The following is a 24,544-nucleotide window of genomic DNA, read 5'->3' as shown; positions in this document are numbered from 1 at the left end:
CCGTGTGATTCCTGACCCTCACCTGAGGACTAGTGCTCGTCCTCAGGGCCAGAATCAACTTCTGGTAGTTGATCGCGGTGGTGGACAGGAGGGACGGGGCGGGTCTGCCTTGTGGGAGTCTCGCCCGAAACCAGCCACTGGTTGGTGTAATCGCCCTGCGAGGTATTCCACCACTGTGGCGTCAGCGTCAAACTGACTTTCTGCGTCCTCGCCGAATCGACAGATCCGCCCGCCTCCAGCACCTTCCAACCGATCTTTCCTTGCGCGTTCTTCGTCACCACCAACTGCAGTTCCAAGTCAACCGGGCTGACTTGGAAGCGCATCCAGGATCCCTCGCCTTCCCCTTTGGCTTCGGTCAGTTCTTCGCGGAGCGCCTTGATGGCTTCCCCTAGTCCGATCTCATTCACCGTCCCACCACCCCTCTGCTCCCACACGCACCACAAATCAAACGACTTTTCGATGACGGGCGACGCTGCGGTATCGACGCCTATTATCGGCTAAAGGGACCTGCCCATGAGGCTCTTCTTGAGAGATCCTTCGCGCGGATCTTTGGTGCGGGAGACCAATGGCGGCGACATCGACCATCTACTCATCGGGCCCGGTGGGGTGTTCAGCATCAACACCAAGAACCACGACGGGAAGTCGGGCTGGATCGGCGACACGATGGCGCGTGTCGATCACGGGAAGCCCGTCCCGTACGCCGCGGCCAGCAAGGCGGAAGCGGCGTACGTGAAGGTCGTCCTTGAGCGGCACTGCGGCTTCGAAGTCCCTGTGGAGCCGGTCCTCGTCTTCGTCGGTGTGACGGAACTGAAGCGAGCCGCAACACGGTTCACCGTACGGATCTGTCAAGAACGCGAGGTGTCGGCACTCGGCACCTGCGGCGATGGCTCCATCTCACCGTCTTCACCAGCATCGTCCGCGCGGCCACTGTCATGACGCCGCCACTGTCATGTCACGAACGTGTCTTGGGAACGATCAAGAGGCAACCGGGGCAACCACAATGACTCTCTGAGAGGACAGAAAGCGACACGGACGAACAGTCGCCCAGTTCGCTCGCCCGCTCGCTCCTCAGGAGCGACGCCCCCACACGCAGAGGACAGGCCCAGCATGCGCACTCGGAAGATCTCGGTACTGACCATGACCGCAGTGGCTCTCAGCCTGGCGCTGACGGCATGCAACAACGACGGCGCCGACAGCGGATCCTCTTCCTCGAGTAGCTCATCGTCGGCCACGAGCACCCCGAAGTCCGACACCGCGAAGCCCGACGCTGCGAAGTCCGACTCTGCGGGGGGCAAGTCCTCGGGCACGCCCGCCAAGTCCGACGCGAAGTGCACGGACCAGGTCGACTACGCGGGTGACTCGCGCTCCAATGCCGAGATCAACTCGATCGGCGAGGACACGGGTACGTGTCCGCCGGTCCAGAAGTCGCCGTCCGACACGAAGTGCACGGACCAGCTCGACTATGCGGGTGACTCGCGCTCGAACGCCGAGATCAACTCCATCGGCGAGGACACGGGCACGTGCCCCCAGCCCCAGAAGGCCGAAGAGGCGACGGGTACGCCGAAGAAGGCCGACACGAAGTGCACGGACCAGGTCGACTACGCGGGTGACTCGCGCTCGAACGCCGAGATCAACTCGATCGGCGAGGACACGGGCACGTGCCCGCCGGTCAAGCAGTAGTGAATGGCTGACCGTCCCTGAGAGCCTGAGAGAAAGAGCGCCGGACCCTCCCCGCGATGACCTGGGGGCGGTCCGGCGCTTGCATGCGCTCTGCTCGTCGTGCGTGCCCGCTGCTCGCCGCCCGCTCTGGTACATCCGGATGAATCTCACCTGAGGCGCGATCCAGATTTTTCTGAGTCCGGCGGTCTGCGGATGTCGAGAACGTGCCACAGGCTCCGTCCCAGGGACATCAGCGGCCACCACCGGCCGGTAGAGGAAGAACTCGAGGAAGAGCTCGAGGAAGAAGGAGAAGCCAGCATGGCGATTCAGCGGATGGACAACGTCGGCATCGTCGTCGAGGACATGGATGCCGCCATCGCGTTCTTCGTGGAACTCGGTATGGAGCTGGAGGGCAGGGCGGAGGTCAAGGGCCTCTTCGCCGACCAGTGCACCGGACTCGACGGCGTCCACTGTGACATCGCGATGGTCCGGACCCCGGACGGCCACAGCCGGCTCGAGCTGGCGAAGTACCGCAGCCCCGCGGCTACCAGCGCCGGTCCGCGCAACCAGCCGCACAACATTCTGGGCACACACCGGGTCATGTTCGCCGTCGACGACATCAAGGACACCGTTGCCCGCCTGCGCCCTCACGGTGCCGAACTCGTCGGCGAGATCGCCCGGTTCGAGGACAGCTATCTGCTCTGCTACCTCCGCGGGCCGGAGGGCATCATCGTCGGACTGGCCGAGCAACTGGGCTGAGAACTTCCCCGCGTATTCGCCGCGGCCGCCCGCAGAAACCCGGCAACAGCCGGCCGGCGTCGGACCCTCCCCGCGATGACCTGGGGGCGGTCCGGCGCTTACGTGTCCGCTACGCGCCGCCCGCTAGTGTCCCCGCACCAGCAAAAAGGCCCTCCCGGAGGGAGGGCCGAACAGGGATCGTGTAAAGCGCCCCCGGCAGGACTCGAACCTGCGGCCAAGCGCTTAGAAGGCGCCTGCTCTATCCACTGAGCTACGGGGGCCGGATGGTGGCCGGTGGCCTGGAGCCCGGGTGGGGACGAGCCGTGACCTTGCCGGGGACAAGGATAGGGCTCCCGGGTCCTTGTCCCTGGCGCTTCGCCTCCGAGGTGCTATGTGGAGGTTCAGTGAAGCGGTCCTGATAATCGCAGGCAGGTGCGAATCTCGCATCGCTTTTGGCGCCTCACGCCCCGGGTGTTGTGCACTCGTTATGCCTGCGCCCCAGTCGCCCCTTCCGTCCCATGTGTCCGATCGGCGCGCAGGTAGTGCCCATATGCTTCAGAATGCCGCCAAAATTGGGCATTCTTCGCATGTGGTGACCTTGGACGTACGGCCTCAACTGCTCGACGCACTCTCCGCCCTGCGCGAGCGTGTCGCCGCCGCACGCTTTCCGCTCCCCTTGGTGGGGGCGCCACGCGCGCGTGCCAACCGGGGTGAGCTCCTTGCCCAGCTCGACGACTATTTGGTGCCCCGCCTGCGGGCGCCCGAAGCACCGCTGCTCGCCGTGATCGGGGGATCCACCGGGGCGGGCAAGTCGACCCTGGTGAACTCCCTCGTCGGGCGGCAGGTCAGTGAGGCGGGGGTGCTGCGCCCGACGACTCGGACGCCCGTGCTTGTGTGCCATCCGGATGATCATCACTGGTTCGCCGACATGCGCGTACTGCCCGACCTCACGCGCGTATGGCTGCCGCGCCCGGAGCCCTCGCACGCCGGGGACGACGGGGACGACGGGAGCGAGGACCTGCTGCCGATCGGGCCCGACGGTGAGCGCGCACTGCGCATCGAGACCGCGGAGACCCTGCCGCGAGGGCTCGCCCTCCTGGACGCCCCCGACGTCGACTCGCTCCTCTCCGACAACCGGATCCTCGCCGCCGAGCTGATCTCCGCGGCCGACGTCTGGGTCATGGTGACCACCGCGTCCCGGTACGCGGACGCCGTGCCCTGGCATCTGCTGCGTACCGCCAAGGAGCACGACGCCACCCTCGTCACCGTTCTCGACCGGGTGCCGCACCAGCTGGTGGCCGAGGTGTCCCGGCAGTACGGAGCACTGCTCGCCAAGGCGGGCCTGGGCGATGTGCCGCGCTTCACCGTGCCCGAGCTGCCCGAGTCCGCGGGCGGCGGCGGGCTGCTCCCGTCCACCGCCGTCGCGCCGCTGCGGGCCTGGCTCACGCACCGGTCCCAGGAGCCCACGGCCCGTGCGCAGGCCATCGCGCGGACCGCGTACGGCGTCATCCAGTCCCTCAATGTGCGGGTACCGGAGCTCGCGGGCGCCGTCGCCATGCAGTACGCGGCCACGCTGCGTCTCACCTCCGCTGTGGACGACGCGTACGCATACGAGCACGCGCGCGTGCGGGAACGTCTGCAGTCGGGGGCCGTCCTCGCGGGCGACGCGCTGAAGCGGTGGCGCAGCTACCCCCTGGACTGTGGCGCGGGCGAACTCCTCGAAGCCGTGGCCGAGAGCCTGGAGGCACTGCTGCTGTGCGCGGTGACCGCCGCCGACGAGCGGATCGACGAGGCATGGCGCCGTGAACCGGCCGCCGACGCCCCTGGGCTCGGCGACCGCGACCGCGACCGGGACGCGGAGAGCGCCGAGCACCGCATCGGGATGGCGGTACGACGCTGGCGGCGGGTCCTGGAGGAGTACGCCGAGGACGAGATCCGCGGGCTCGACAGGATCGAGAAGAACTTCCTTCCCGACCCCGAGATGGTGGCCGCCCTGCTCGCCACGGCCCTGCTCGGCGGGGACCGCGGGCGCTCGGCGGGCGAGACGCTCGCCGAGCGGATCGGCGCTCAGGGAGCGCTCCGGCTGCGGGACCGGGGCGGATCCCTGCTCACCACGTACCTGAACAACGTCCTGGACACGGAGCGCGAGCGACGCCTGGCCCCGCTCGACGCCCTGGACGTGAACCCCGAACCCCAGGCCGACCTGATCGCCGCGCTGTCCGTACTGCAGAAGGAGAGGTGACCGCGGTGACTGCCATCACTGATCACACCGAACACGAACGTGAGCGCGAGGGTGGGCGCGAAGGTGGGCGCGATGAGGACACCCGCGACACCCGTGATACCCGTGACGGCTCCGAAGGCGTCTGGGACGACGGGCTGATCGCACGGCGTGGCGGTAGTGGCGTACGCGGTGGTGACGCTCACGGGGCGGGAGGCGGCGCAGACGCGTACGCCCCGGCGGAGACCCCGTCCGGGGCGCCGTCGGGTACGCCGTCCGGTGCTCCCTCCGGCACCCCGCCCGGCATTTCGACCGCGTACGAAGGGCCCCTGCGCGCCCGGCTCGACGCCCTGCGCGAACTCGTCGGGCTCTCCCGCACCCGCCTCGACAGCGCCACGCTCGCCGAGGCGGGCAGGGTCCTCGACGAGGCCGCGGCCCGGCGCAGGCTCTCCGGACGGCACACCGTCGTCGCCATCGCGGGCGCCACGGGGAGCGGCAAGTCGACGCTGTTCAACGCCCTGGCCGGGGTGACGATCTCGGAGACCGGCGTCCGCAGACCGACCACGGCGGCCCCCATCGGCTGCAGCTGGACCGACGGCGCCGCGGGGCTTCTTGACCGGCTCGGCATCCCGGGGCGGCTGCGCAGGCGCCCGCTCCAGGGCCCGGACACGAGCACGCTTGAGGGGCTCGTCCTGATCGACCTGCCCGACCACGACTCGGCGGTCGGCGAGCACCGCGCGCACGTGGACCGGATCCTCACGCTCGTCGACGCGGTCATCTGGGTCGTCGACCCCGAGAAGTACGCCGACGCGATGCTGCACGAGCGCTATCTGCGGCCCATGGCGGGGCACGCCGAGGTCACGTTCGTCGTGCTCAACCAGGTGGACCGGCTCCCGGGCGACGCCGCCGACCAGGTGCTCGACGACCTGCGGCGGCTGCTCGACGAGGACGGCATCGCCCTCGGCGAGCACGGCGAACCCGGTGCCACCGTGCTCGCCCTCTCGGCCCTGACCGGCGACGGAGTCGGTGAACTTCGGGAGTCGCTCGGGCAATTCACCAAGGAGCGGGGCGCCGCCGCCCGGCGGGTCTCGGCCGACCTGGACGCCGCCGCCGACCGGCTGTGGCCCGTGTACGCGGCCGGGTCGAACGGGGGCCGGGGCGGCGCGCGGATCGGGCTCAGTGAGGAGGCGCGCGAGGAGTTCGCCGACCGGCTCGCGGACGCGGTGGGCGCCGCGGCGGCCGGGCAGGCGGCGGAGCGGGCCTGGCGGCGCCACGCGGGCAAGGCGTGCGGGACTCCCTGGCTGCGGCTGTGGCGCTGGTACGAGGCTCAGCGCTCGCCACAGAGCCTCGGCTGGCCCGTGGCGCAGGTGCCGCCCGACGAGGAGGCCACGGCTCGCCAGCGCGTCGAGCACGCGGTGCGCACGGTGGCCGACGAGGCCGCTTCCGGGCTGCCCCAGCCCTGGGGCCAGGCCGTGCGGGAGGCGGCGGTGCGCGGCGCGGAGGGTCTGCCCGAGGCGCTCGACCAGCTGACGGTGACGGCCGGGGTGCCGGAGGGAAAACCGCCGCGGCCCGGGTGGTGGCCGGTAGCGGTACTCGCCCAGGCGGCGATGACACTGCTGCAAGTCGTGGGCGGGATCTGGCTTGTGGCGCAGATCATCGGGGTCGCCGTACCGAACCTGGGCGTGCCGGTGCTGTTGATGCTGGTCGGCATCGTGGGCGGCCCCTGCGTGGAGTGGGGGAGCCGGATGGCGGCACGGGGTCCTGCGCGACGCTACGGCCTGGACGCGGAACGGCGGCTGCGGGAGGCGGCTGCCGGGTGCGGGCGGGCGAGGGTCCTGGATCCGGTGGCGGCGGAGCTGCTGCGCTACCGGGAGGTTCGGGAGCAGTACGTGCGGATGACGGGGGCGTCGGTCGGCTGAACGGCGGGTGGCCGGAGCCGGGGTGGGCCCCGTTCGGGTGAGGGAGTTTTCCACAACTGCCCGGTAGACCACAGGGCTCAGCGGGATCTTCCCGACCGGTCCACTCTGAGACCGAAGCCGCGGAACCGACCGCCGCGGCGGCGGAAGCGGAGCGGATGAGGGAGGGGTTCGGCATGAACGAGACCTTGGTGACGGTGGTGGGGAACGTCGCGACGACGCCGGTGTTCCGGGAGCTGGCGTCCGGGCCGGTGGCGCGGTTCCGGCTCGCGGTGACGGCGCGGTACTACGACGCGGTGCAGAACGTCTGGGCGGACGGGCACACCAACTTCTTCACGGTGTGGGCGAAGCGGTCGCTCGGATCGAATGTGCAGGGTTCTCTGACCATCGGTGAACCCGTGATCGTGCAGGGGAGGTTGAAGGTGCGCGACGAGGAGCGGGGCGGCCAGCACTGGACGTCGGCGGACATCGACGCGATCACCGTCGGCCACGATCTCTCGCGTGGGACGGCGGCGTTTCGGCGCGTGCTGAAGGCGAACGCGGCACTGACGGAACCGGCGGCGGCGCGCGAACAGGAGCCAGAGCCGGTGGGATGACGGGCCATCAGAGGGTGGCGACCGATGTGCGGCTTATCGGCGAATGGGTGCCGTTGATTTGTCGATAAGCCCAGTTCCGAAAGGTTGTTGCCGATAACGATTCCGATTCGGATCGGTTATCGAACGGCAGTACTGGGGATCGTGGTCTGCCGCATCCCTAGGATGCCGAACATAGCTAACGGGGCAGTTGGTAGTGGATGCCACGCAGGTGGCAGGTGATTCTGCCCCTTTTCGATCTGCTGGCGGGATCTCCCCCCTCGAAGTGAACGGGTCCCGTCCGGAGGGGAATTCTGTGTCTTTTGCGCGTTCTGTGTTCTCTGCGTTCTCCGCTCTCTCCGGGGGGCGTGCGTGCTCTGCGCCGGCCCGGCGGAGACGGGGCGCCGCGCGCCTCGCCGCGGTGACGCTGGCGACCGGGGCCGTCGCTGCGGGCGCGATAGCCACCGCGGTTCCTGCGGTGGCGGAAGAGGTCCCCCAGCACCGGGGCGGAGCGGTCGCGACACTGGGCGGGCTCCAGACGTACGACCAGGCGGTCATCCGTGACAACGGGGAGAGCCAGCAGGTACCCGCCGGACTCTTCGAGATGTCCGTGGACGGCGGCGGCACCCTGCAGACGTACTGCATCGACATCCTCAACCCCACGCAGAAGGACGCGGAGTACCAGGAGACCCCCTGGAGCGGCACCTCGCTGAACGGCAACAAGAACGCGGGCAGGATCGGCTGGATCCTGCAGAACTCCTACCCCCAGGTGAACGACCTCGCCGCGCTGGCCCACAAGGCGGGCGCGCGAGCGCTCACCGAGCAGGCGGCGGCAGCCGGCACGCAGGTGGCGATCTGGCGGTACTCGGACGGCGCCGACGTGGAGGCGGTCGACCCGCAGGCCGAGAAGCTCGCGGACTACCTCTACAAGAGCGCTCGCGGCGCGGCGGAGCCCAAGGCCTCGCTGACCCTCGACCCGCCCGCCGTCTCCGGGCGTGCGGGGGAGCGGCTCGGCCCGGTCACCGTGCGGACGGACGCGGACACCGTGTCCGTGACCCCGCCCGCGGACTCGGTGGCGAGCGGAGTGAAGGTCGTCGGCAAGGACGGCAAGCCCGTCACCTCCGCGGCCAACGGCAGCCAGCTGTTCTTCGACATCCCCAAGGACGCATCGGACGGCTCGGCGACACTCGCCGTGCAGGCGTCGACCACGGTGCCGGTAGGCAGGGCCTTCGCCTCCGAGAGCCGGAGCCAGACGCAGATCCTCGCGGGCTCCAGCGAGTCCACGGTCTCCGCGACGGCGAGCGCCACCTGGGCCAAGAAGGGCGCGATACCGGCGCTCTCCGCGGAGAAGAACTGCGCCAAGAGCGGCGTGGACATCACGGCGAGCAACAAGGGCGACAAGCCGTTCACCTTCCGCCTCATGGGCCTCAAGTACACGATCGAGGCCGAAGCGTCGCGGACGGTGACGATCCCGCTGCAGGAGGACCAGCCCTACGACTTCACGATCAACGGGCCGAACGGTTTCGAGCAGCGGTTCAAGGGCGTGCTCGACTGCAAGACCGAGGGCAGCACGATCGGCAACAAGACGGAGCCCGTCGCCGCACCTAGCCCCGCATCGGCAGGAGGCACCGGCACCGGCGGCGGCGACCTCGCGGAGACGGGCGGCTCCAGCGCGACGCCGATGATCGCCGCAATAGCGGTCCTCATGGTCGTGCTCGGCGCGGCGGCCATGTTCTTCCTCCGCCAGAAGAAGGACCCGACGCCCACGCCGGAGACGCCGACCGAGGACTGATCCGGAAGGCACGCCGAGAGCTAGAGGCCCTGTGGAGCAGTCCACAGGGCCTCTGCTATTGCGGTGAGGGCAGTCGTTGACGGCAACCGCCGTAGATCGCGACGGATGACCGAGCTAGGCCGTCATCGTCATACGGCCGGTTGCCGGCGTCCGACGCCCGACGCCCGCGCTCATCCGAACACCTCAGCGGGAAGCTGTGGACCATCCCCCTCGTCGGGATCGTCGTCTGGCGTGGGCAGCCGTGAACCCCTGCTGTCAGCGATCCGCTTCGTGTCGCGAAGCGACTGGCTCATACAGGCCAGCGCGAACCAGAGCTGATCGGCAGTGGCCTTACCGTCGTCGAGCAACTCGGCAACATGGCTGAGCAGGTCGCCCGCCATGCCGAGCTGCACAGATTCGACGTTGTCCGCCACGCGGGCCAAGTACCCGCTGCCGTCACTGGACAGATAGCACGGCTTGCCCTCGGGGCTCGACCAAGGAAGCAGCCGGGCCGTGTAGGTCGTGACCCTCACTCCGCCACCCCGCCCTCTGCCGCAGGAACAGTGTTCGAAGTTTCGCGGTAGTTCTCGCGGTAGTTTGAGTCATGTCGTCAACCTCCTGGGTTGATGGCCACGCCCCCGGGCCGTCCACCACGGTCGCGGGGGTCCTTCGTCAGCAAGACCCTGACGCCGAAGCCCCGTTGATCCCATCCCAGGGCCCTATAGACCCGTCCTATATTGGAGATATGGGAGAAAGCCCCGGGCGCCTGTGGTCCCACCCACAGCTAGTAGCGGCAGTCACCAGCGAGGACTGGGGCGCCGTCTTCCGCACGTACCGCAAGCTCACCGGCGTGAGTCAGACGAAGCTGGGGGAACGGGTCGGCCTCGCCCAGTCCGACGTGTCCGACATCGAGCGGGAGCGCCGCCGGATCACCTCTGTCGAGGTACGGCAACGCATCGTGTCCGGACTCGGAATTCCGCTCAACCCCCAGACCGTGACAGCGACACCGGTACCAGGGCTTTCACTTCCGGGAACCACACCAGATGAGGACCTACTGACCCGCGTGACGAGCGTGGTCGACTCCTCCCACCGAGTCGACGCGGCCACCCTCGACTGGCTTGACCGACTGCTCGCCGAGCACCGTCGCGCAGAGGACCGCATCGGGTCACGTCCACTCGTCGACGTGATGCGCCAACAACTTCGGACGGTCGTCGACTTGTACGCGGGCGCACGCGGCCCACTCGCAGACCGCGTCGTACGACTTGCCTCCGAACACGCGCAGTTCCTCGCATGGATGGCCCAGGACCAGGCACAGGCCGCCGCAGCCTTGGTCTGGTACGACCGCTCGCACGAGTGGGCATTGGAAGCGGGCGACGCCAACATGGCCGCCACGACGCTCAGCATGAAGGCCCACATGGCGTGGTCCGGTGGCCGCGGAACCCGCTGTGTACGCCTCGCCGAGGCAGCACACTGGTCGGCGCCCGGCACATCGCAGGGCGTCCAGGGCATGGCTGCTCAGATGGCGGCCCGAGGTCACGCGCTCGAAGGCGAGGCCGACGACGCCCACCGTCTGCTAGCTGAGGCACAAGGACTCATCCACCGGGCATCCGAGAACCCCGAGGACGAGCCGGTATGGATGTACTTCTACGACGAGACGTGGTTCACCCTGCAACGCGGCATGGCGGCACTGCACTTGCGCGACTGGCGAGAAGCCGTCAACCAGATCACGGTCGGGCTCGCCGCACTACCGGACGAGTACCGCCGCGACAAGACCTGGTACCGCGCCTGCCTCGCGCACGCACTCGCCGGCGCCGATGAGCCCGCGCAGGCCGCATCAGTAGCTGTGGCAATCGTCCCGGACGCCGCCGCCATCGGACGCCCACACTCATGGAACGAACTGCACACCACAGCAGCCGTGTTGAAGCGCCGGGGAGCAAAGGAAGGCTCAGAACTGGTCGCTGCCTTACGCGAGTACGACTAGAGACCGCGCCAAGGCAATGACCAGGCCGCGCCTGCCCCGCCAGACGCCACCTGCAGCGCTGCGGTCGTCGGCTTGCCGGGCGCGACGTATCTGCAGGGCCTTGAGGCAGAGTGCGGGCAAGGGCAGGGAGCCGGTCTGAGTCATCGGACTTGGCCTTGCGTTGAAGGATCTGGCGGCCGGAGTGCTGGATCTGATCGTCCAAGTGTGGCGCGAAGCCCTGGAAGAGACGGGTATCCACATCGAGGTGGACGAGCTCACCGGCGTCTACAAGAACACGACTCGGGGCATCGTGGCGTTGGTCTTCCGCTGCAAGCAGGTCGGCGGCACCGAGCGCACGTCCAGCGAATCAACAGCGGTCGACTGGCTCACGCCCGAAGAGGTCGCCGGGTGGATGTCCGAGGTCTACGCGATCCGGCTCCTGGATGCCCTGGAGGGGGCAGGCCCTCACGTGCGAAGCCGCGATGGCAAGCGCCTGACGCCTGTCGAGTCTCAGTTGATGGTTGACGGGTCGGCGTCGGGTGATGCTTGACGTCTGGCCTAGACATCGTGGCTTACTGGCTGGCATGGCGGATCGTTTCCCTGAGATCACCTCCGTGAAGGAGTTCATCCGGCTGCGGGAGAGCGAGGCCCCGGCGGAGTACAACCGCTCGGCGTGGGCGACCATGCCGCTGCCCGTCTGGTGGGACCTTGTGCGCAACCATCCCGAGATGCGTTTTTGGGCCGCGCATAACAGGACGGTGCCGTCGGAGATCCTGACCGAGCTGATCAAGGATCCGGACTGGCGAGTCCGAGACCGGGTGGCCAGTAAGACGCCATTTCAGTTGGCGGGATCTCGCGGCAGTCTGGGGTGATGGCTGCTGGGCTTGTCGAACGGTTGGCGCCGGATGATCTGTGGGAGTTGTTCCAGCGCGTGGTCCCGCCGGCCCCGGAACGGCCGCAAGGTGGAGGGCATCGTCGCCGAGGGGACCGCGAGGTGCTGGCCGCGATCATCTTCGTGGCCACCTCGGGGTGCACCTGGAATCAGTTGCCGCCTGGCTTCGGTCTGTCGGGGGTGACGGCCTTTCGCCGGTTCACCGTGTGGACCGAGGCCAGGGTGTGGGCCAAGCTTCATCGCTTGGTCCTGGACGAACTCGGGGCTCAGGGCGTGCTGGACTGGTCGCGATGCGCGATCGACTCCGTCAGCGTCCGGGCCCTCAAAGGGGGCGGCTGACGGGACCGAATCCGACCGACCGCGGCAAGAGCGGATCGAAAATCCACCTCATCGTTGACCGCAGCAGCGGGCTGCCTCTGTCCATCGGCATCTCCGCCGCGAACCTCCACGACAGCCAGGCCCTCATTCCGCTGGTCCGCGGAATCCCGCCCATCCGCTCACGTCGCGGCCCCCGACGCCGCCGGCCCGGGAAGCTGCACGGAGACAAGGGCTACGACTACCGGCACCTGCGGCGCTGGCTGGCCTCCCGCGGCATTCGGCACCGCCTCGCCCGTAAGGGCATCGAGTCATCCCAACGACTGGGACGACACCGCTGGGTCGTAGAGCGAACCGTGTCCTGGTTGTCAGGCTGCCGACGTCTTCATCACCGCTACGAGCGCAAGCCGGAACACTTCCTCGCCTTCACAGCCATCGCTTCGACCCTCATATGCCACCGCAGACTCACCAACTGAAAGGGCGTCCCCTGCTGCGATTCGCACACGGGCTGTTCGCCAAGGCCCTTGTCGGGCCCGATCGCTGCCGTCAGGCGCCCGCCTCCTGCTTCCCCGCGCTGCCTCGTCTGCGCAGGTCGCCCCTCGTGGCAGCTCGCTCGGAACCAACCGGCGAGAAAAGTGATCAATGCATGTGTAGGCACTGAATGGCCCGATGCTGTTCGAGAACGGGAGTCTTGAGTTGAGGTTCACGGTCCGTCCCCTGTTGTCTGGCAGACCCGCTGTGGCTGTGTTGGCCGCGGTCGGTATCACCGCGGGTTTGCTGATCGGCCGGGAGGGGCTGCGCACTGTGGTGGGCTGCGGCGCGGCCGACGACCCCTACCCCTCCCAGACCGCGGCGGACTGGAAAGCGGGCGCGGACCACGTGGTGGTGGCGGTGCCGGCCTCCGAGCGGGAGAGCAACAGGCAGGACGTCGCCAAGGGGGCGGTGCGGTACACCGTCGACCGGGCGGTGACGTTCCGGAAGGAGAAGGTGCTGTGGTCCGCTGCCACCCCTCGGCATGAGCTGGGCACCGAGTTCGACATGACCGCCCCGGGCTGGTCGGTGTACCGCAACGGCAAGCGGATCAAGGGCACCGCCCCGGAGGCGCCCCGGCTGGAGACCGGTCACACCTACGTCCTCGCCCTGCGCTGGGACGCCGACCAGTGGATTGTCCTCGGCGAGGGCGCGGCCGTGCCGTTCGACGACCATGTGGCGGGGCGAGGGGAGTGGTGCGGCCAGGTGCTGAGCGAGGACGACTTCGCCAAGGGCGAGCGGTTCTCACAGCGCGACGACCACGGTCTGGAGCAGGCCGTGCGCGGACAGGACGAACACGCCATCTCCCGCGAACTCGCGAAGGTGAGCAGCGGGAAGGGGCCGTAGCCCAGCTCGGCAAACGCACCGGGTCGGCCGTCAGCTCCCTCGCGGAGGGCCTCAGGCAGACGGTCCCGGAGTGACACCGGAGTGCGCCCCGGGCCGCCACAGCGGTGTCCCGTCGCCTGCCCACGCATACGAGCGCCCCGGGGCTCGACAAGCCCAGCAGCCATCACCCCAGACTGCCGCGAGATCCCGCCAACTGAAATGGCGTCTAAGTGGTGGAGCGGTCACCGCCAAGACGTGACTGCGGCTGGTCGCTACGCGGAGCGCGTCCCGCAAGGCTCCCGTCATGGCCGTTGCCAGAAGTAGCAGTGCCTCCGGCTCCGCATCCTCGTCGTCCAGTACTTCCTGCGTTTGCTCCAGCAGTTCGGCCGCCATCCCGCGCTGTACCGCCTCGATGTTGTCCGCCAAGCGGAACATGTGGTCATTGCTGCTGTCGGTGCTGAGGTAGTAGGCGGCATCAGTCACGGCGGACAGTTTGCTTGGGGATCAGCGAGATTCGGCATCGGCGGCCAAGGCTGCACGCGCAACTGCGATCATCGTGCCCACCGCGATCTGTCGTTGTTCTCCTGCCTCCCGGACCGCATCGGCTGTGCCGGTCTGCTCACGAACTGCGCGGGCGGCGTCCAGCTCGGACTGGAGGGTGGACCGAACCTGCCGTACGGCTTCGGTCATTTCCGCAGGGTCCTCAATAAGTACAAGCGCACCTGCTTGAAAGACCAGCGTCAAAGAGTCCGAGGCTGCTGCACACCGGCTCTGAAACAGCTCCTCCGAGATTTCGTGTTGCCGTGCCTGGCTGATCATTGCGGCGGCGGAGGTCGCTTCCGACAAGAAGCGTGCGTAGGCATCCCTTCGGGCCGCGCGGTGCTCGGTGGACCTGCGTTCAGCACGCTCCTCCCGGGCGAGGAGCAGTTGTTGTTCAACTTGCTGTCGCGCGTTGCGCAGTGTGATCCATGACGTAAGGCTGGAGGCGCTTACTGCGGCGCCTGCCGTGATGACAGCCACTGCAACGGTTTGGTCCATCGTGAGATTGCAGCAGCTGTCTGCCCAGTAGGGGTATGCCCCGGACCACCCGCCACCATTGAGAGGGCCCACGCTCAGGGGCAGCGCCCCTGGGCCGTGCGAGGTTGATCGGCAGCGACCGAGGATGACAGCCAGTGGTGGGTCGACTACCCAAGCAGTTGATGAACGTCCAGCTCATGGCCCCCCGAGCATACTGGTTTCCTCGGGGAGGTGGCCGTCAGGCAAGATGGGGTGTATCTGCCCACTCACTGATTGCCGGACGGTTTCTCTTGGCTGAGTACATCTACACCATGCGCAAGACGCGCAAGGCGCACGGCGACAAGGTGATTCTTGATGACGTCACCCTGAGCTTCCTTCCTGGCGCCAAGATCGGTGTCGTGGGTCCCAACGGCGCCGGTAAGTCCACGGTGCTGAAGATCATGGCCGGGCTCGAGCAGCCGTCCAACGGTGACGCGTTCCTCGCGCCCGGGTACAGCGTCGGCATCCTCATGCAGGAGCCGCAGCTCGACGAGACGAAGACCGTTCTGGAGAACGTCCAGGACGGCGCCGCCGAGATCATGGGCAAGCTCAAGCGCTTCAACGAGGTCGCCGAGCTCATGGCGACCGACTACTCCGACGCGCTCATGGACGAGATGGGCAAGCTCCAGGAGGACCTGGACCACTCCAACGCGTGGGACCTCGACGCCCAGCTCGAGCAGGCCATGGACGCCCTCGGCTGCCCGCCCGGCGACTGGCCCGTCACCACGCTCTCCGGTGGTGAGAAGCGCCGCGTCGCGCTCTGCAAGCTCCTCATCGAGGCGCCCGACCTGCTCCTCCTCGACGAGCCCACTAACCACCTCGACGCCGAGTCGGTGAACTGGCTGGAGCAGCACCTCGCGCAGTACGCGGGTTGCGTCATCGCCGTCACCCACGACCGGTACTTCCTGGACAACGTCGCCCAGTGGATCCTCGAGCTCGACCGCGGGCGTGCCATCGCCTACGAGGGCAACTACTCCACCTACCTGGAGAAGAAGCAGACCCGCCTCAAGGTCGAGGGCCGCAAGGACGAGAAGCGCGCCAAGCGGCTCAAGGAAGAGCTTGAGTGGGTGCGCTCCAACGCCAAGGGGCGCCAGGCCAAGTCCAAGGCGCGCCTTGCGCGTTACGAGGAGATGGCCGCCGAGGCGGACAAGATGCGGAAGCTGGACTTCGAGGAGATCCAGATTCCGCCGGGCCCGCGGCTCGGTTCGATCGTCGTCGAGGTCGAGAATCTTTCGAAGGCCTTCGGCGACAAGGTGCTCATCGATGACCTGAGCTTCACGCTGCCGCGCAACGGCATCGTCGGCATCATCGGTCCGAACGGCGCGGGCAAGACCACGCTGTTCAAGATGCTCCAGGGCCTGGAGACGCCGGACTCCGGCGCGATCAAGGTCGGCGACACGGTCAAGATCTCGTACGTCGACCAGAGCCGTGCCAACATCGATCCGAAGAAGACGTTGTGGGCCGTCGTGAGTGACGAGCTCGACTACATCAACGTCGGCCAGGTCGAGATGCCCTCGCGGGCGTACGTCTCCGCCTTCGGGTTCAAGGGTCCTGACCAGCAGAAGCCGGCCGGCGTGCTCTCCGGTGGTGAGCGCAACCGCCTCAACCTGGCGCTGACCCTCAAGGAGGGCGGCAACCTGCTCCTCCTCGACGAACCGACGAACGACCTGGACGTCGAGACCCTCTCCTCGCTCGAGAACGCCCTCCTGGAGTTCCCGGGTGCGGCCGTGGTCATCTCCCACGACCGGTGGTTCCTCGACAGGGTCGCCACGCACATCCTTGCTTACGAGGGTGACTCCAGCTGGTACTGGTTCGAGGGCAACTTCGAGTCGTACGAGAAGAACAAGATCGAGCGCCTTGGTGCCGATGCGGCCCGTCCGCACCGCGCCACCTACAAGAAGCTCACCCGAGGTTGAGACTGACATGAGTCGCCATATCTACAGTTGCCCCCTCCGGTGGTCGGACATGGATGCCTTCGGGCACGTCAACAACGTCGTCTTCCTGCGGTACTTGGAAGAGGCGCGGATCGACTTCATGTTCCGGCTCGCACCTGGGGACGGCAGCCCGTCGTTCTCGGGCGGGTCCGTCGTGGCCCGCCATGAGATCGACTACGTACGGCCGTTGGTCCACCGGCACTCGCCGGTGACCATCGAGTCGTGGGTGACGAAGATAAGCGCGGCCTCGCTCACCATCTCGTACGAGGTCAAGGACCCCGATCAGGTGTACGTGCGGGCCTCGACGATCGTCGTCCCGTTCAACCTGGAGGCGCAGCGCCCCCGGCGGATCACCGCTGAGGAGAAGGCCATGCTCCTGACATTCATGGACGACGACGGCGATGTTGCCGGAGGCTCGGAGGCGCTCGTCGCATGACGGCGCAGCTGCACTTCGCCGACGCCGGGGAGGCGGGGGACCTCGCCGCCTTCCTGGCCCGGCTGATCCACTACGACAAGGCCGCCGCGGTCCGGCTGCAGGCGGCGGGCGACACGCTCGCCGTGTTCGGCCGGCCGCCGTCGTTCGAAGTGCTCGCCATCCGTACGGCCCGGCTCGCGAAGCCGTACGCGCACGGGCTCGACTCCTCGCTCGATGTCACCGTCTCCGCCGGTGAACTCCTCGAATCCGTTGGGGAGTCGGGGGAGTCCACCCAATCGGCGGGTGTGGCCGTTGTGCCGCAGGCCGTTACCGGGCCGCCCTGGGCCGGGATTCTGCCGCCACGCGGCGGCTGGCAGCCGGAGCCCGGGCTTCCGCCGGTGGACGCGGTGCGGGGACTCGTGGCGGCCGCTGTCGCCGAATTCAAGTCCCGCGTCGAAGAGTTGCCGCACGAGCGGCGGATCCGGGCCGAGCTCGACCAGTTGGGCCGGGAGATCTGGTCCCGGACCATCGGGGACACGGGCCTGCCCGTACGGGCCGCGCATGCCGCGCAGGCCCTGGGGTTCCTGCGGGGAGACTCGTTCGACCTGCTGTCGTCCGGGGCGTGGCTGCGGCTGCGTACGGATTACGGGTCTATTGCTGTGCGTCGGGCCGGAGTTGGCGGGCTCTCCGTGACACCGGCCTAGCCAGTGCCATAACAGACCTGTGGCAGCCTCTCAGAGGTCGAGGATCAGCCGGGGCGACCGCGCCCGGGACACGCACGCGTACATACTGCCCTCGGCGGCGCCGATGTCGTCCCGGTGCTCTGGTGCGCCGTCCAGGACGGTGACCTCGCAGCTGCCGCAGACGCCTTCGCGGCAGCCGGACGGGAGTTGATGTCCGGCGTGGGCGAGGGCGTCCAGGAGTGACTCGTCGGGCGGTACGGCGACGGTTTTCCCGGATCGGGCGCAGACCGCATCGAACGCCGTGTCGGGGCCGAACGTCCGGGGCACCGGCTGGAACCGCTCGGCGTGCAGCCGCTCGGCGGGGAACGCCGCATCGGCCGCCGCCAGCATCGCCGCGGGACCGCAGCAGTAGACCAGCGTGTCTGTCTCCAGCGTGGCCGCGAGGGCGTCGAGGTCCGGCCTGCTCTGGCCTTCGGCCCTGGTTTCTGTGATGCGTACCCGGTCACCGTACGAGCCGCGCAGCTCGTCGGCGAAAGGCATGCCGGCCGCCGACTGCCCCACGTACAGCAGCGTCGCCGGAAGTCCCGCGGCAGCCACCGCGCGCAGCATCGGCAGCAAGGGCGTGATTCCGATCCCGCCCGCGAGGAACAGGTACCGCGGTGCCGGGACGAGCGGGAAGTGGTTGCGGGGCAGGGAGACGTCCAGGGCGCGGCCCGGGCGCAGGAACCGGTGGACGTACTCCGAGCCGCCCCGGCTGAGCGGGTCGTAGCGAACGGCGACGCGGTAGGCGTCCCGGTCGGCGGGGTCCCCGCACAACGAGTACTGCCGGGTCAGCCAGTTGGGCAGGGACAGGTCGATGTGGGCGCCGGGGTCCCAGGGCGCGAGATCCCCGGTGGCGGTGCGCAGGGTGAGGGCTACGACGTCCTCGGCGACCCGGTCGATGTGATCGACGACAGTCTGTTGCATCGGTGATTCCTCTGGCTTGGCTTGGTCAGTGCCTGGTCAGTAGAGCTTTCGGTAGCCGTCCTCCAGGGCCTGTTCGAGCAGGCTCGGGTCCACGTCGGCACCGAACTGCGCGGCCGCGATCTCACCGAATGACGGCATCCCCTCGGCGAGCGCCTGGCTTGCGGGGTCCCACAGCCGGGAGCGGATCAGCGCCCGCCCGCAGTGGAAGTACGCCTCGGCCACCTCGACGACGATCGCAAGATCCGGCTGCTTGGCCTCCGTGCGCATCCGGACCAGCACATCGGGTTCGTCGGTGACGTAGCCGCTGCCGTTGACGCGCAGGACCTCGCGCATGCCGGGGACGAAGAAGCACAGCCCGACGCCGTCGTTCTCGGCGAGGTTGCGGAAGGAGTCGGCGATCTTGTTGCCGGGGCGGTCGGGGAGGGCGATGGTCTGCTCGTCGAGGACCTTCACGAAGCCCGGGTAGTCGCCGCGGGGCGAGCAGTCGGCGCGTCCGGCGGCGTCCGCCGTGGCCATCGTCAGGAACGGCGAGTGGGCGATGAAGTAGCGGAAGTAGTCGTCGATACGGTCCTTCAGCTTCGCTTTGACCGTGGCATCGGGCTGTCCGAGCCGTGCAAGCACCTCCTGCGGGGAGACCCGGCGGGGGCGTGTGGGGGCATGAGTCAGGGCATGCGTCGGGGAATGCGTGATGGCAGTCATAGCACCTTCCTAGGGCTTCCCAGGGCTTCCTCAAGCGGGCTTCGGCATACGGCTGCGGGCGCTCGGCTCTGCATCGGCTGCGAGCACTCGGATCCGCATCGCCGCAGTTCATGGCACTATTGTGAGCAATTACTCAGGTCGTGCGCTACTCGCTTTCACGGCCCCTCGCAGGAGGTGTCATGACGGCCGACCGCCGTGGACTTCAGCCACGTAAACAGCCCCGTCAGGTCCGGGCCGAGCTGACCCGGCAGCGCATCCTCGACGCCGCTGCTCGCGTTTTCGCCGAGTACGGGTATGCGGCGGGGACCACCAACCGGATCGCGGAGCGGGCCCGGGTCTCGATCGGCTCGCTGTATCAGTACTACCCGAACAAGGACGCGATCCTGGTCGAGTTGCTGACCCGGCATCTCGACGCCGGGATGGCCGCGGCCCCGCTGGACCAGGACGAACTGCTGCCGGAGTCCATCGAGGGCATCATGCGTTTCTATGTGCGCGGCGCGATCGAGAACCACCGCGAGGACCCGCAGTTGCTCCGCGTGATGATGGAACAGGGGCCCCGCGCACCGGAGTTGCTGGAGCGGATCGCGGACAGCGAGCGGAGACGGATCGCCTACGCCCGCAAGCTGCTCCGGAACCATCCGGAGGTGCGGGTCGCGGACGTCGACATCGCCGCACGGCTCTTCGTCTCCACGGTGGAGATGGTGGTGCACCGGGTGATGGCCGGGTCCGACCTTGAGCCCAGGCCCAAGCCCAAGCCCGGGTCCGGGCCCGGCCAGGTCGACATCGCGCGGTTCGAGGACGAACTCGTCACCATGCTCACCCGCTATCTGACGGGTGGCCCGGCCGGCTGACCCGGCCCCGCATGCGTCAGCCCTCGGTGTTGACCATGGACGCCGCCGCGTACGTCAGGTAGTTCCACAGTGTCCGCTCATGTTCCTCGGAGAGCTTCAGCTCCTCGACGGCGGCCCGCATGTGCTTCAGCCAGGCGTCGTGCGCGGCCCTGTCGACGGTGAACGGGGCGTGGCGCATCCGCAGCCGGGGGTGGCCGCGGTTGTCGCTGTACGTACGGGGGCCGCCCCAGTACTGCATGAGGAACAGCGCGAGGCGCTCCTCGGCGGGGCCCAGATCCTCCTCCGGGTACATCGGTCGCAGCAGCGGGTCCTCCGCGACCCCCTGGTAGAAGTGGTGCACCAGGCGCCTGAAGGTCTCCTCGCCGCCGACCTGTTCGTAGAAGGTCTGCTCCTGAAGCGTGCCGCGCGGGATCTCTATCACGCCGTCCATGGTCTCAGACGCGGCGGCCGAGGACGGAAGACTTAGGACCGATGGCTTCCTGAGCGGGAGCGATCCGGGGCCGAGCCGCGAGCGATCCGGGCCGATCCGGGAGCGATCCAGGTCCGATCCAGGACCCATCCCAGACCGATCTCCTCCGGATCGGTACGTCCTGCCGCTCGCCTCGCAGGCAATACCGCAGCACAGTGGCTCTATGGGACCCACAGTCGACCCCCTTCTCGCCGCGGAGGCCGGATCCGCTCTGGTCCGCGAGGTCGAGGCCAGCGGTGCCTGGACGCGGGACCCGGAGCTGCGTGCGGCGTTCGAGCAGGTTCCGCGGCACCTGTTCGTGCCGTACTACTACGTCACCTCGCCGGTCGGCGGCTACGAACGCCTGTGGGGCGAGGACCCCGACCCCGTACGCCGGGCGCGCTGGCTGCAGGGTGCCTACGCGGACGCCCCGCTCGCCACCCGCGTACGCGACGGAGAGCTCCTCTCGTCCAGCAGTCAGCCCTCCCTGATGGCGAAGATGCTGGACGAGCTTGATCTGCGCGACGGGGACTGCGACGTCCTGGAGATCGGCGCGGGCACCGGCTACAACGCCGCCCTGCTCGCCCACCGGCTCGGCGACGAGCACGTGACCACCGTCGATCTGGACCCGGAGATCACCGAGTCCGCGCGGCGGCATCTCACAGCCGCCGGGTACCACCCGGCCGTCGTCACCGGCGACGGCACCGCGGGGTGCCCCGAGCGTGCCCCGTACGACCGGATCATCGCGACCTGCACCCTGAACTCCGTGCCGCGCCCCTGGCTGACCCAGAGCCGCCCGGGCGCCCGCATCCTGGCCCCGCTGGCCACCGGCCTGATCGCGCTTACGGTGCGGGACGCCGAGCACGCCGAAGGCCGCTTCCTGCACACCCCCGCGTACTTCGTGCCGCTGCGGGGCGGCAGCCGAAGAGCCCCGCACGAGCAGCACCTCGGAGGGCTGCCGCGCGGGGCTCTGCAGAACGAGCGGTTCCGCTTCTTGCTGGAGCTGACCGAAGGCAGCCTCGACCCCTACGAGGCCCTCGCCCTGTGGCAGCGCGAGGACCGGCCGGTGCGCGAGCGCTTCGGGGTCACCGTCAGGGGGCCGCACGAGTGGGCCTGGCTCGACGACCCCGAAGGGCCGTACGCCTGGCCACTCGCCTAAGCCCTTCAAGCCTTCAAGCCTTCAAGCCTTCAAGCCCTCACGCCCTTAAGGCTCGCGCCTCAGCTGTGCCGGATCGTGATCGTCGTCCAGGCGCCCACGTGCACCCGGTCGCCGTCCTGGAGCGGCACGGGAACGAACGGCTGGATGGGCTCCTCGCCGTTGTTGACCGTGGTGCCGTTGGTCGAATTCTGGTCGACGACCGCCCAGGTGCCGTCCGGCTGCTGGACCAGGACCGCGTGCTGGTGCGATACGCCCGGGTCCTCCGGCGGCACCGAAAGATCGATGTCCGGGGTGTCTCCGGTCGAGTGCCGGCGGCGGCCGATGGTGATCTGGTTGCCGGCCAGCGGGCGCTGCTGCTCGGGCGAGTACGCGGGCAGGTTCAGGCCCGACGCCTCGGGACCGCTGCGGTGCATCATCGCCATGAAGTACTCGCGGTCGGGACCGATCGTCGCCGACCAGGAGACCGTGCCCGTGCCGGGCCCCGGCACGGCCTGGAAGCCCGGAGGGCTCTGCGGCGCCTGCGTCTGCTGCGGCGGCTGGCCCGGCTGCGGCTGCCGGACCCACTCGCCCTGCTCGGGAGCCTGCGGAGCGCCACCGGGAGCGCCGGGCCCCGGAGCGGCCGACGAGGGCGGTGAGATCACCCAGTCGTCGTCACCGCCACCGAAAGCCGGACCGCCAGGGCCGGGCTGACCCGGGCCAGGCTGATGCGGAGGCGGCGGAGTCCCCGTCTCCTGCGGGAACGCGGGCGGCGCCTGCTGCTGGAAGCCTTGTGGAGGCCCCGACTGCTCACCGCCGCTGTACGGCGGCGGCACCTGCCCGGGCGGGTTGCCATTGCCGTACGGCGAAGGCGGCGGAGGCGCCTGACCGGAAGACGGGTTGCCGTTGCCGAACGGCGGGATCGGCTCGGCGGGCCGGTTCATCTGCGAGGGCCGCGAGCCCTGGTACCCGAACGGGTCCTGGCCCGGCTGCGTGCCGTGAGGCTGCTGGGGCTGCTGAGGCTGCTGGAACTGCTGCGCCGGGTTCGACGCGGGCGGGTGCGGGGCGGCCGGGGTGTACGAGGTCGCCGTGTTCGTCAGGAAGTTCCAGCGGCACTCCTCGCAGAACGGCGCGTTCGCCTCGCGGGGCGTGCGGCACTGCGGGCAGAGCTGGGGCTCGGCGGGCTGGTCGGGCACGGCCGACAGATGCGGGCGGCCGGGGGCCTGCTGGGGGTAGCCGTATCCGGGGTCCTGGCCGGGGCCGGGGCTGGGCGGCGGATAGCCGTACCCAGGGTCCTGACCGGGTCCGGGCGGCGGCGGATAGCCGTATCCGGGAGCGGCCGGTGGCGGCGGCGGGGGCGGCGGTACGGCACCGGCCATGCGGTGACCGCAGACCTCGCACCAGTCGTCGGAACCCGACTGGTGTCCGTTCGGGCAGGTCGGCATGTCGGCGCTTCCCCCTCTCCTTCTCCGGCCCTGGGGCCGTACGTGCTGCTGTGGACCCACTGAATGAGTACCGATGAGTATGGGTGGTGCTTGCTACTTCTTCATGCTGCTACTTCTTCACGCGAACAGTCTTCGTGGACCGCGTCTCGAGTGTCATCTCGTCGGCCTCGGCAACCCTCGCTTTCAATCGAACAGTACCTGCCACGGCATCGACGACGTCGACCACCTTCGAAAGCAGCTTCGCGGTGTCCTCGTTGCCCGAGGCGCTCGCGAGCTGAACGGCACGGCCCAGTTTGGCCGTCGCTCCGTCCATATCTCCCGACTTGCGCGCATCCAGGCCCTGTTGGATCACTTGTGCCAGTTCCGCCTGGCCGGTGTAGTGCGCCACCTGCGGATTGATCGACGTCGAAGCGGACATGTCATCCGTCCACACGGCCCGTACGAGGCCCTGCGAGAGCGTCTGGGCGCTGCCGTCCGGCTGCGGCACGATCAGCGAGACGCGGGCCGCGAGCATCTCCTGGCCGAGCTCGGCGTTCGGCACCTCGACACAGATGTGGTAATCGCGGGACTCGTCGCCCCAGGACCCGGTGGGATAGTCGCCGGCGCGCGGTCCCGCCTCCGTGCGACGCCCGGTCAACTCCTCGACCGTCGGCGCCACTTGCTTGACGAACTTGATCTCCGCGCCCATCGGCGTCCACACCCGCAGGCTGACGTCGGCGACCTCCTTGCCCATCGCCGTCTCCATCATCTGTGTGAAGTCGGCGGACAGGCCCGAGGGGTCGGCGACGATGTCGGCGGTGCCGAGAAGCGCGGAGGCGATGCCGGTGACCTCCTTGACCTCCCAGTCGGTGCCGACACCGCGGGCGTCGCAGGTGAAGCGGCCCGCGCAGGCGTCGAGGGAGGCCTGCAGGTCCTCGGGTGACTCGTGTTCATTGCGGCCGTCCGTCAGGACGATTCCGTGCCGGATCGAGACGTCGGCCGAGGAGAGCAGCCGGTCGGCCAGGCGCAGCCAGGTGCCGATCGCCGTGCCGCCGCCCGCGCTGAGCTTGCGCAGGGCCTGCTTGGCCTGCCCCCGGGTCTGTGCGTCGGCGACGGCGAGGCGGCCGTTGCCCGGATAGACCTCTTTGGCGACATGGGTGCCGCCGATCACCGCGAAGTGGACTCCGTCACGTACGGCGTCGATCGCGGCGGACGTGGCGTCACGGGCGCCGCGCATCTTCGTCGGCGGGTAGTCCATCGATCCTGAACAGTCGACCATGATCGCCACAGCCGCGTCCGGGGTCTGCCCCGCCGAGTAGAGGTGCGGGGCGCTCACCGCGGACCCCACCGTGCCACCGCCGGTCGAGGTGACCGTGGCGATGGCGTTGACCTCGCGGCCGCCCTCCGGGAGGTACTCGTTCTGGTACACGTCGACCGAGAACTGCGGCACGTTCGACTTCGAGAAGTTGGCCATGAAATTTTGCTCCCCCTAAATGTTCCCACCGGCTTCCCCAAGCCGGTGGGTGACAAGTACGC

General features: G+C 68.8%; 25 protein-coding genes and 1 tRNA gene. 17 read left to right on the top strand and 9 right to left on the bottom strand.

What is annotated here, in order from left to right; all coding sequences use genetic code 11:
* Window positions 1-29: 29 nt before the first annotated feature.
* Window positions 30-407: a trypco2 family protein gene (locus ACFQ7F_RS08565; RefSeq protein ID WP_383268091.1), complete on the bottom strand. Its 378-nt coding sequence runs from the start codon at window positions 405-407 to the stop codon at window positions 30-32.
* A gap of 145 nt (window positions 408-552) precedes the next feature.
* Here ACFQ7F_RS08565 and ACFQ7F_RS08560 point away from each other — a divergent pair, with 145 nt between their 5' ends.
* From ACFQ7F_RS08560 to ACFQ7F_RS08550, 3 genes are all read left to right on the top strand, one after another.
* Window positions 553-936 carry a nuclease-related domain-containing protein gene (locus ACFQ7F_RS08560; RefSeq protein WP_383268089.1) on the top strand — a complete coding sequence of 128 codons (384 nt, stop codon included), beginning with the start codon at window positions 553-555 and terminating at the stop codon, window positions 934-936.
* A 171-nt stretch (window positions 937-1,107) separates the two neighbouring features.
* Window positions 1,108-1,680, top strand: a complete 573-nt coding sequence (locus ACFQ7F_RS08555; protein ID WP_383268086.1) for a hypothetical protein — start codon at window positions 1,108-1,110, stop codon at window positions 1,678-1,680.
* A 297-nt stretch (window positions 1,681-1,977) separates the two neighbouring features.
* Window positions 1,978-2,418 (top strand): VOC family protein, encoded by a 441-nt coding sequence (locus ACFQ7F_RS08550; protein WP_383268083.1) that lies wholly within the window; start codon window positions 1,978-1,980, stop codon window positions 2,416-2,418.
* A gap of 187 nt (window positions 2,419-2,605) precedes the next feature.
* On the opposite strand, the gene ACFQ7F_RS08545 is transcribed toward ACFQ7F_RS08550, so the two are convergent.
* Window positions 2,606-2,678, bottom strand: a tRNA-Arg gene (locus ACFQ7F_RS08545).
* 269 nt (window positions 2,679-2,947) lie between these two features.
* On the opposite strand from ACFQ7F_RS08545, the gene ACFQ7F_RS08540 reads away from it, so the two are divergent.
* The 4 genes from ACFQ7F_RS08540 to ACFQ7F_RS08525 all read left to right on the top strand — a co-directional run bounded on the left by ACFQ7F_RS08540 (window position 2,948) and on the right by ACFQ7F_RS08525 (window position 8,895).
* Complete coding sequence (locus ACFQ7F_RS08540) at window positions 2,948-4,639, top strand: dynamin family protein (protein ID WP_383268080.1); 1,692 nt, start codon at window positions 2,948-2,950, stop codon at window positions 4,637-4,639.
* Between the two features lie 5 nt (window positions 4,640-4,644).
* On the top strand, window positions 4,645-6,534 hold the full coding sequence (locus tag ACFQ7F_RS08535; protein WP_383268078.1) for a GTPase: 1,890 nt from the start codon (window positions 4,645-4,647) through the stop codon (window positions 6,532-6,534).
* A 173-nt stretch (window positions 6,535-6,707) separates the two neighbouring features.
* On the top strand, window positions 6,708-7,127 hold the full coding sequence (locus ACFQ7F_RS08530; protein WP_383268075.1) for a single-stranded DNA-binding protein: 420 nt from the start codon (window positions 6,708-6,710) through the stop codon (window positions 7,125-7,127).
* A 310-nt stretch (window positions 7,128-7,437) separates the two neighbouring features.
* Window positions 7,438-8,895, top strand: coding sequence for a Cys-Gln thioester bond-forming surface protein (locus tag ACFQ7F_RS08525; RefSeq protein ID WP_383268072.1), 1,458 nt, complete (start codon window positions 7,438-7,440; stop codon window positions 8,893-8,895).
* Between the two features lie 170 nt (window positions 8,896-9,065).
* Here ACFQ7F_RS08525 and ACFQ7F_RS08520 read toward each other — a convergent pair whose 3' ends face one another.
* Complete coding sequence (locus tag ACFQ7F_RS08520) at window positions 9,066-9,407, bottom strand: hypothetical protein (RefSeq protein ID WP_383268071.1); 342 nt, start codon at window positions 9,405-9,407, stop codon at window positions 9,066-9,068.
* 212 nt (window positions 9,408-9,619) lie between these two features.
* On the opposite strand from ACFQ7F_RS08520, the gene ACFQ7F_RS08515 reads away from it, so the two are divergent.
* The 5 genes from ACFQ7F_RS08515 (at window position 9,620) to ACFQ7F_RS08495 (ending at window position 13,418) form a co-directional block, all read left to right on the top strand.
* Window positions 9,620-10,855, top strand: coding sequence for a helix-turn-helix domain-containing protein (locus ACFQ7F_RS08515; RefSeq protein ID WP_383268068.1), 1,236 nt, complete (start codon window positions 9,620-9,622; stop codon window positions 10,853-10,855).
* A gap of 142 nt (window positions 10,856-10,997) precedes the next feature.
* Window positions 10,998-11,384: an NUDIX hydrolase gene (locus tag ACFQ7F_RS08510; RefSeq protein WP_383268185.1), complete on the top strand. Its 387-nt coding sequence runs from the start codon at window positions 10,998-11,000 to the stop codon at window positions 11,382-11,384.
* A gap of 34 nt (window positions 11,385-11,418) precedes the next feature.
* Window positions 11,419-11,706 carry a hypothetical protein gene (locus ACFQ7F_RS08505; RefSeq protein WP_383268065.1) on the top strand — a complete coding sequence of 96 codons (288 nt, stop codon included), beginning with the start codon at window positions 11,419-11,421 and terminating at the stop codon, window positions 11,704-11,706.
* Window positions 11,706-12,517 (top strand): IS5 family transposase gene (locus ACFQ7F_RS08500; RefSeq protein WP_383268062.1). Its coding sequence is split into 2 segments (ribosomal slippage): window positions 11,706-12,053 and window positions 12,056-12,517, totalling 810 coding nucleotides; the frame shifts between segments, so codons are not numbered across the junction. The genes ACFQ7F_RS08505 and ACFQ7F_RS08500 overlap by 1 nt, the downstream gene beginning before the upstream one ends.
* 262 nt (window positions 12,518-12,779) lie before the next feature.
* Complete coding sequence (locus tag ACFQ7F_RS08495; protein ID WP_383268060.1) at window positions 12,780-13,418, top strand: hypothetical protein; 639 nt, start codon at window positions 12,780-12,782, stop codon at window positions 13,416-13,418.
* A 483-nt stretch (window positions 13,419-13,901) separates the two neighbouring features.
* Here ACFQ7F_RS08495 and ACFQ7F_RS08490 read toward each other — a convergent pair whose 3' ends face one another.
* Window positions 13,902-14,435, bottom strand: coding sequence for a hypothetical protein (locus tag ACFQ7F_RS08490; protein ID WP_383268057.1), 534 nt, complete (start codon window positions 14,433-14,435; stop codon window positions 13,902-13,904).
* A gap of 269 nt (window positions 14,436-14,704) precedes the next feature.
* On the opposite strand from ACFQ7F_RS08490, the gene ettA reads away from it, so the two are divergent.
* Genes ettA through ACFQ7F_RS08475 form a run of 3 tightly spaced genes read left to right on the top strand, consistent with a single transcriptional unit; the run spans window position 14,705 to window position 17,506 of the window.
* Window positions 14,705-16,369, top strand: coding sequence for an energy-dependent translational throttle protein EttA (ettA, locus tag ACFQ7F_RS08485; RefSeq protein ID WP_383268054.1), 1,665 nt, complete (start codon window positions 14,705-14,707; stop codon window positions 16,367-16,369).
* Window positions 16,370-16,376: 7 nt separating this feature from the next.
* Window positions 16,377-16,823, top strand: a complete 447-nt coding sequence (locus ACFQ7F_RS08480) for an acyl-CoA thioesterase (RefSeq protein ID WP_383268051.1) — start codon at window positions 16,377-16,379, stop codon at window positions 16,821-16,823.
* Window positions 16,820-17,506, top strand: a complete 687-nt coding sequence (locus ACFQ7F_RS08475) for a hypothetical protein (protein WP_383268048.1) — start codon at window positions 16,820-16,822, stop codon at window positions 17,504-17,506. The genes ACFQ7F_RS08480 and ACFQ7F_RS08475 overlap by 4 nt, the downstream gene beginning before the upstream one ends.
* A 30-nt stretch (window positions 17,507-17,536) precedes the next feature.
* Here the strand turns inward: ACFQ7F_RS08475 and ACFQ7F_RS08470 are convergent, their stop codons facing one another.
* Together ACFQ7F_RS08470 and ACFQ7F_RS08465 are read right to left on the bottom strand one after the other, a co-directional pair.
* Window positions 17,537-18,451, bottom strand: a complete 915-nt coding sequence (locus ACFQ7F_RS08470) for a PDR/VanB family oxidoreductase (RefSeq protein ID WP_383268046.1) — start codon at window positions 18,449-18,451, stop codon at window positions 17,537-17,539.
* A 36-nt stretch (window positions 18,452-18,487) separates the two neighbouring features.
* On the bottom strand, window positions 18,488-19,117 hold the full coding sequence (locus ACFQ7F_RS08465; RefSeq protein WP_383268183.1) for an MSMEG_1061 family FMN-dependent PPOX-type flavoprotein: 630 nt from the start codon (window positions 19,115-19,117) through the stop codon (window positions 18,488-18,490).
* A 212-nt stretch (window positions 19,118-19,329) separates the two neighbouring features.
* Between ACFQ7F_RS08465 and ACFQ7F_RS08460 the strand changes: the two genes are divergently transcribed.
* Window positions 19,330-20,001 (top strand): TetR/AcrR family transcriptional regulator, encoded by a 672-nt coding sequence (locus ACFQ7F_RS08460; RefSeq protein WP_383268043.1) that lies wholly within the window; start codon window positions 19,330-19,332, stop codon window positions 19,999-20,001.
* A gap of 16 nt (window positions 20,002-20,017) precedes the next feature.
* On the opposite strand, the gene ACFQ7F_RS08455 is transcribed toward ACFQ7F_RS08460, so the two are convergent.
* On the bottom strand, window positions 20,018-20,431 hold the full coding sequence (locus tag ACFQ7F_RS08455) for a globin (protein WP_383268040.1): 414 nt from the start codon (window positions 20,429-20,431) through the stop codon (window positions 20,018-20,020).
* A 202-nt stretch (window positions 20,432-20,633) separates the two neighbouring features.
* On the opposite strand from ACFQ7F_RS08455, the gene ACFQ7F_RS08450 reads away from it, so the two are divergent.
* Window positions 20,634-21,608 carry a methyltransferase domain-containing protein gene (locus ACFQ7F_RS08450; RefSeq protein ID WP_383268038.1) on the top strand — a complete coding sequence of 325 codons (975 nt, stop codon included), beginning with the start codon at window positions 20,634-20,636 and terminating at the stop codon, window positions 21,606-21,608.
* A gap of 59 nt (window positions 21,609-21,667) precedes the next feature.
* Here the strand turns inward: ACFQ7F_RS08450 and ACFQ7F_RS08445 are convergent, their stop codons facing one another.
* The gene (locus ACFQ7F_RS08445; RefSeq protein ID WP_383268036.1) at window positions 21,668-23,029 is read right to left on the bottom strand and encodes an FHA domain-containing protein; all 1,362 of its coding nucleotides are present in this window, start codon (window positions 23,027-23,029) and stop codon (window positions 21,668-21,670) included.
* Between the two features lie 109 nt (window positions 23,030-23,138).
* Complete coding sequence (locus ACFQ7F_RS08440) at window positions 23,139-24,482, bottom strand: VWA domain-containing protein (RefSeq protein WP_383268034.1); 1,344 nt, start codon at window positions 24,480-24,482, stop codon at window positions 23,139-23,141.
* Between the last annotated feature and the right edge of the window lie 62 nt (window positions 24,483-24,544).

The sequence above is a fragment of the Streptomyces sp. NPDC056486 genome (genome assembly GCF_042795295.1).
Classification (GTDB): Bacteria; Actinomycetota; Actinomycetes; order Streptomycetales; family Streptomycetaceae; genus Streptomyces.
This window is presented reverse-complemented; position numbering and strand designations above follow the sequence as displayed.

Coding starts and splice junctions, on each gene's coding strand:
- ACFQ7F_RS08460 (WP_383268043.1), top strand. CDS start 19,330: ATGACGGCCGACCGCCGTGGACTTCAGCCACGTAAACAGCCCCGTCAG.
- ACFQ7F_RS08470 (WP_383268046.1), bottom strand. CDS start 18,451: ATGCAACAGACTGTCGTCGATCACATCGACCGGGTCGCCGAGGACGTC.
- ACFQ7F_RS08490 (WP_383268057.1), bottom strand. CDS start 14,435: ATGGACCAAACCGTTGCAGTGGCTGTCATCACGGCAGGCGCCGCAGTA.
- ACFQ7F_RS08515 (WP_383268068.1), top strand. CDS start 9,620: ATGGGAGAAAGCCCCGGGCGCCTGTGGTCCCACCCACAGCTAGTAGCG.
- ACFQ7F_RS08550 (WP_383268083.1), top strand. CDS start 1,978: ATGGCGATTCAGCGGATGGACAACGTCGGCATCGTCGTCGAGGACATG.
- ACFQ7F_RS08555 (WP_383268086.1), top strand. CDS start 1,108: ATGCGCACTCGGAAGATCTCGGTACTGACCATGACCGCAGTGGCTCTC.
- ACFQ7F_RS08505 (WP_383268065.1), top strand. CDS start 11,419: ATGGCGGATCGTTTCCCTGAGATCACCTCCGTGAAGGAGTTCATCCGG.
- ACFQ7F_RS08455 (WP_383268040.1), bottom strand. CDS start 20,431: ATGGACGGCGTGATAGAGATCCCGCGCGGCACGCTTCAGGAGCAGACC.
- ACFQ7F_RS08480 (WP_383268051.1), top strand. CDS start 16,377: ATGAGTCGCCATATCTACAGTTGCCCCCTCCGGTGGTCGGACATGGAT.
- ACFQ7F_RS08450 (WP_383268038.1), top strand. CDS start 20,634: ATGGGACCCACAGTCGACCCCCTTCTCGCCGCGGAGGCCGGATCCGCT.
- ACFQ7F_RS08440 (WP_383268034.1), bottom strand. CDS start 24,482: ATGGCCAACTTCTCGAAGTCGAACGTGCCGCAGTTCTCGGTCGACGTG.
- ACFQ7F_RS08540 (WP_383268080.1), top strand. CDS start 2,948: ATGCTTCAGAATGCCGCCAAAATTGGGCATTCTTCGCATGTGGTGACC.
- ACFQ7F_RS08475 (WP_383268048.1), top strand. CDS start 16,820: ATGACGGCGCAGCTGCACTTCGCCGACGCCGGGGAGGCGGGGGACCTC.
- ACFQ7F_RS08445 (WP_383268036.1), bottom strand. CDS start 23,029: ATGCCGACCTGCCCGAACGGACACCAGTCGGGTTCCGACGACTGGTGC.
- ACFQ7F_RS08530 (WP_383268075.1), top strand. CDS start 6,708: ATGAACGAGACCTTGGTGACGGTGGTGGGGAACGTCGCGACGACGCCG.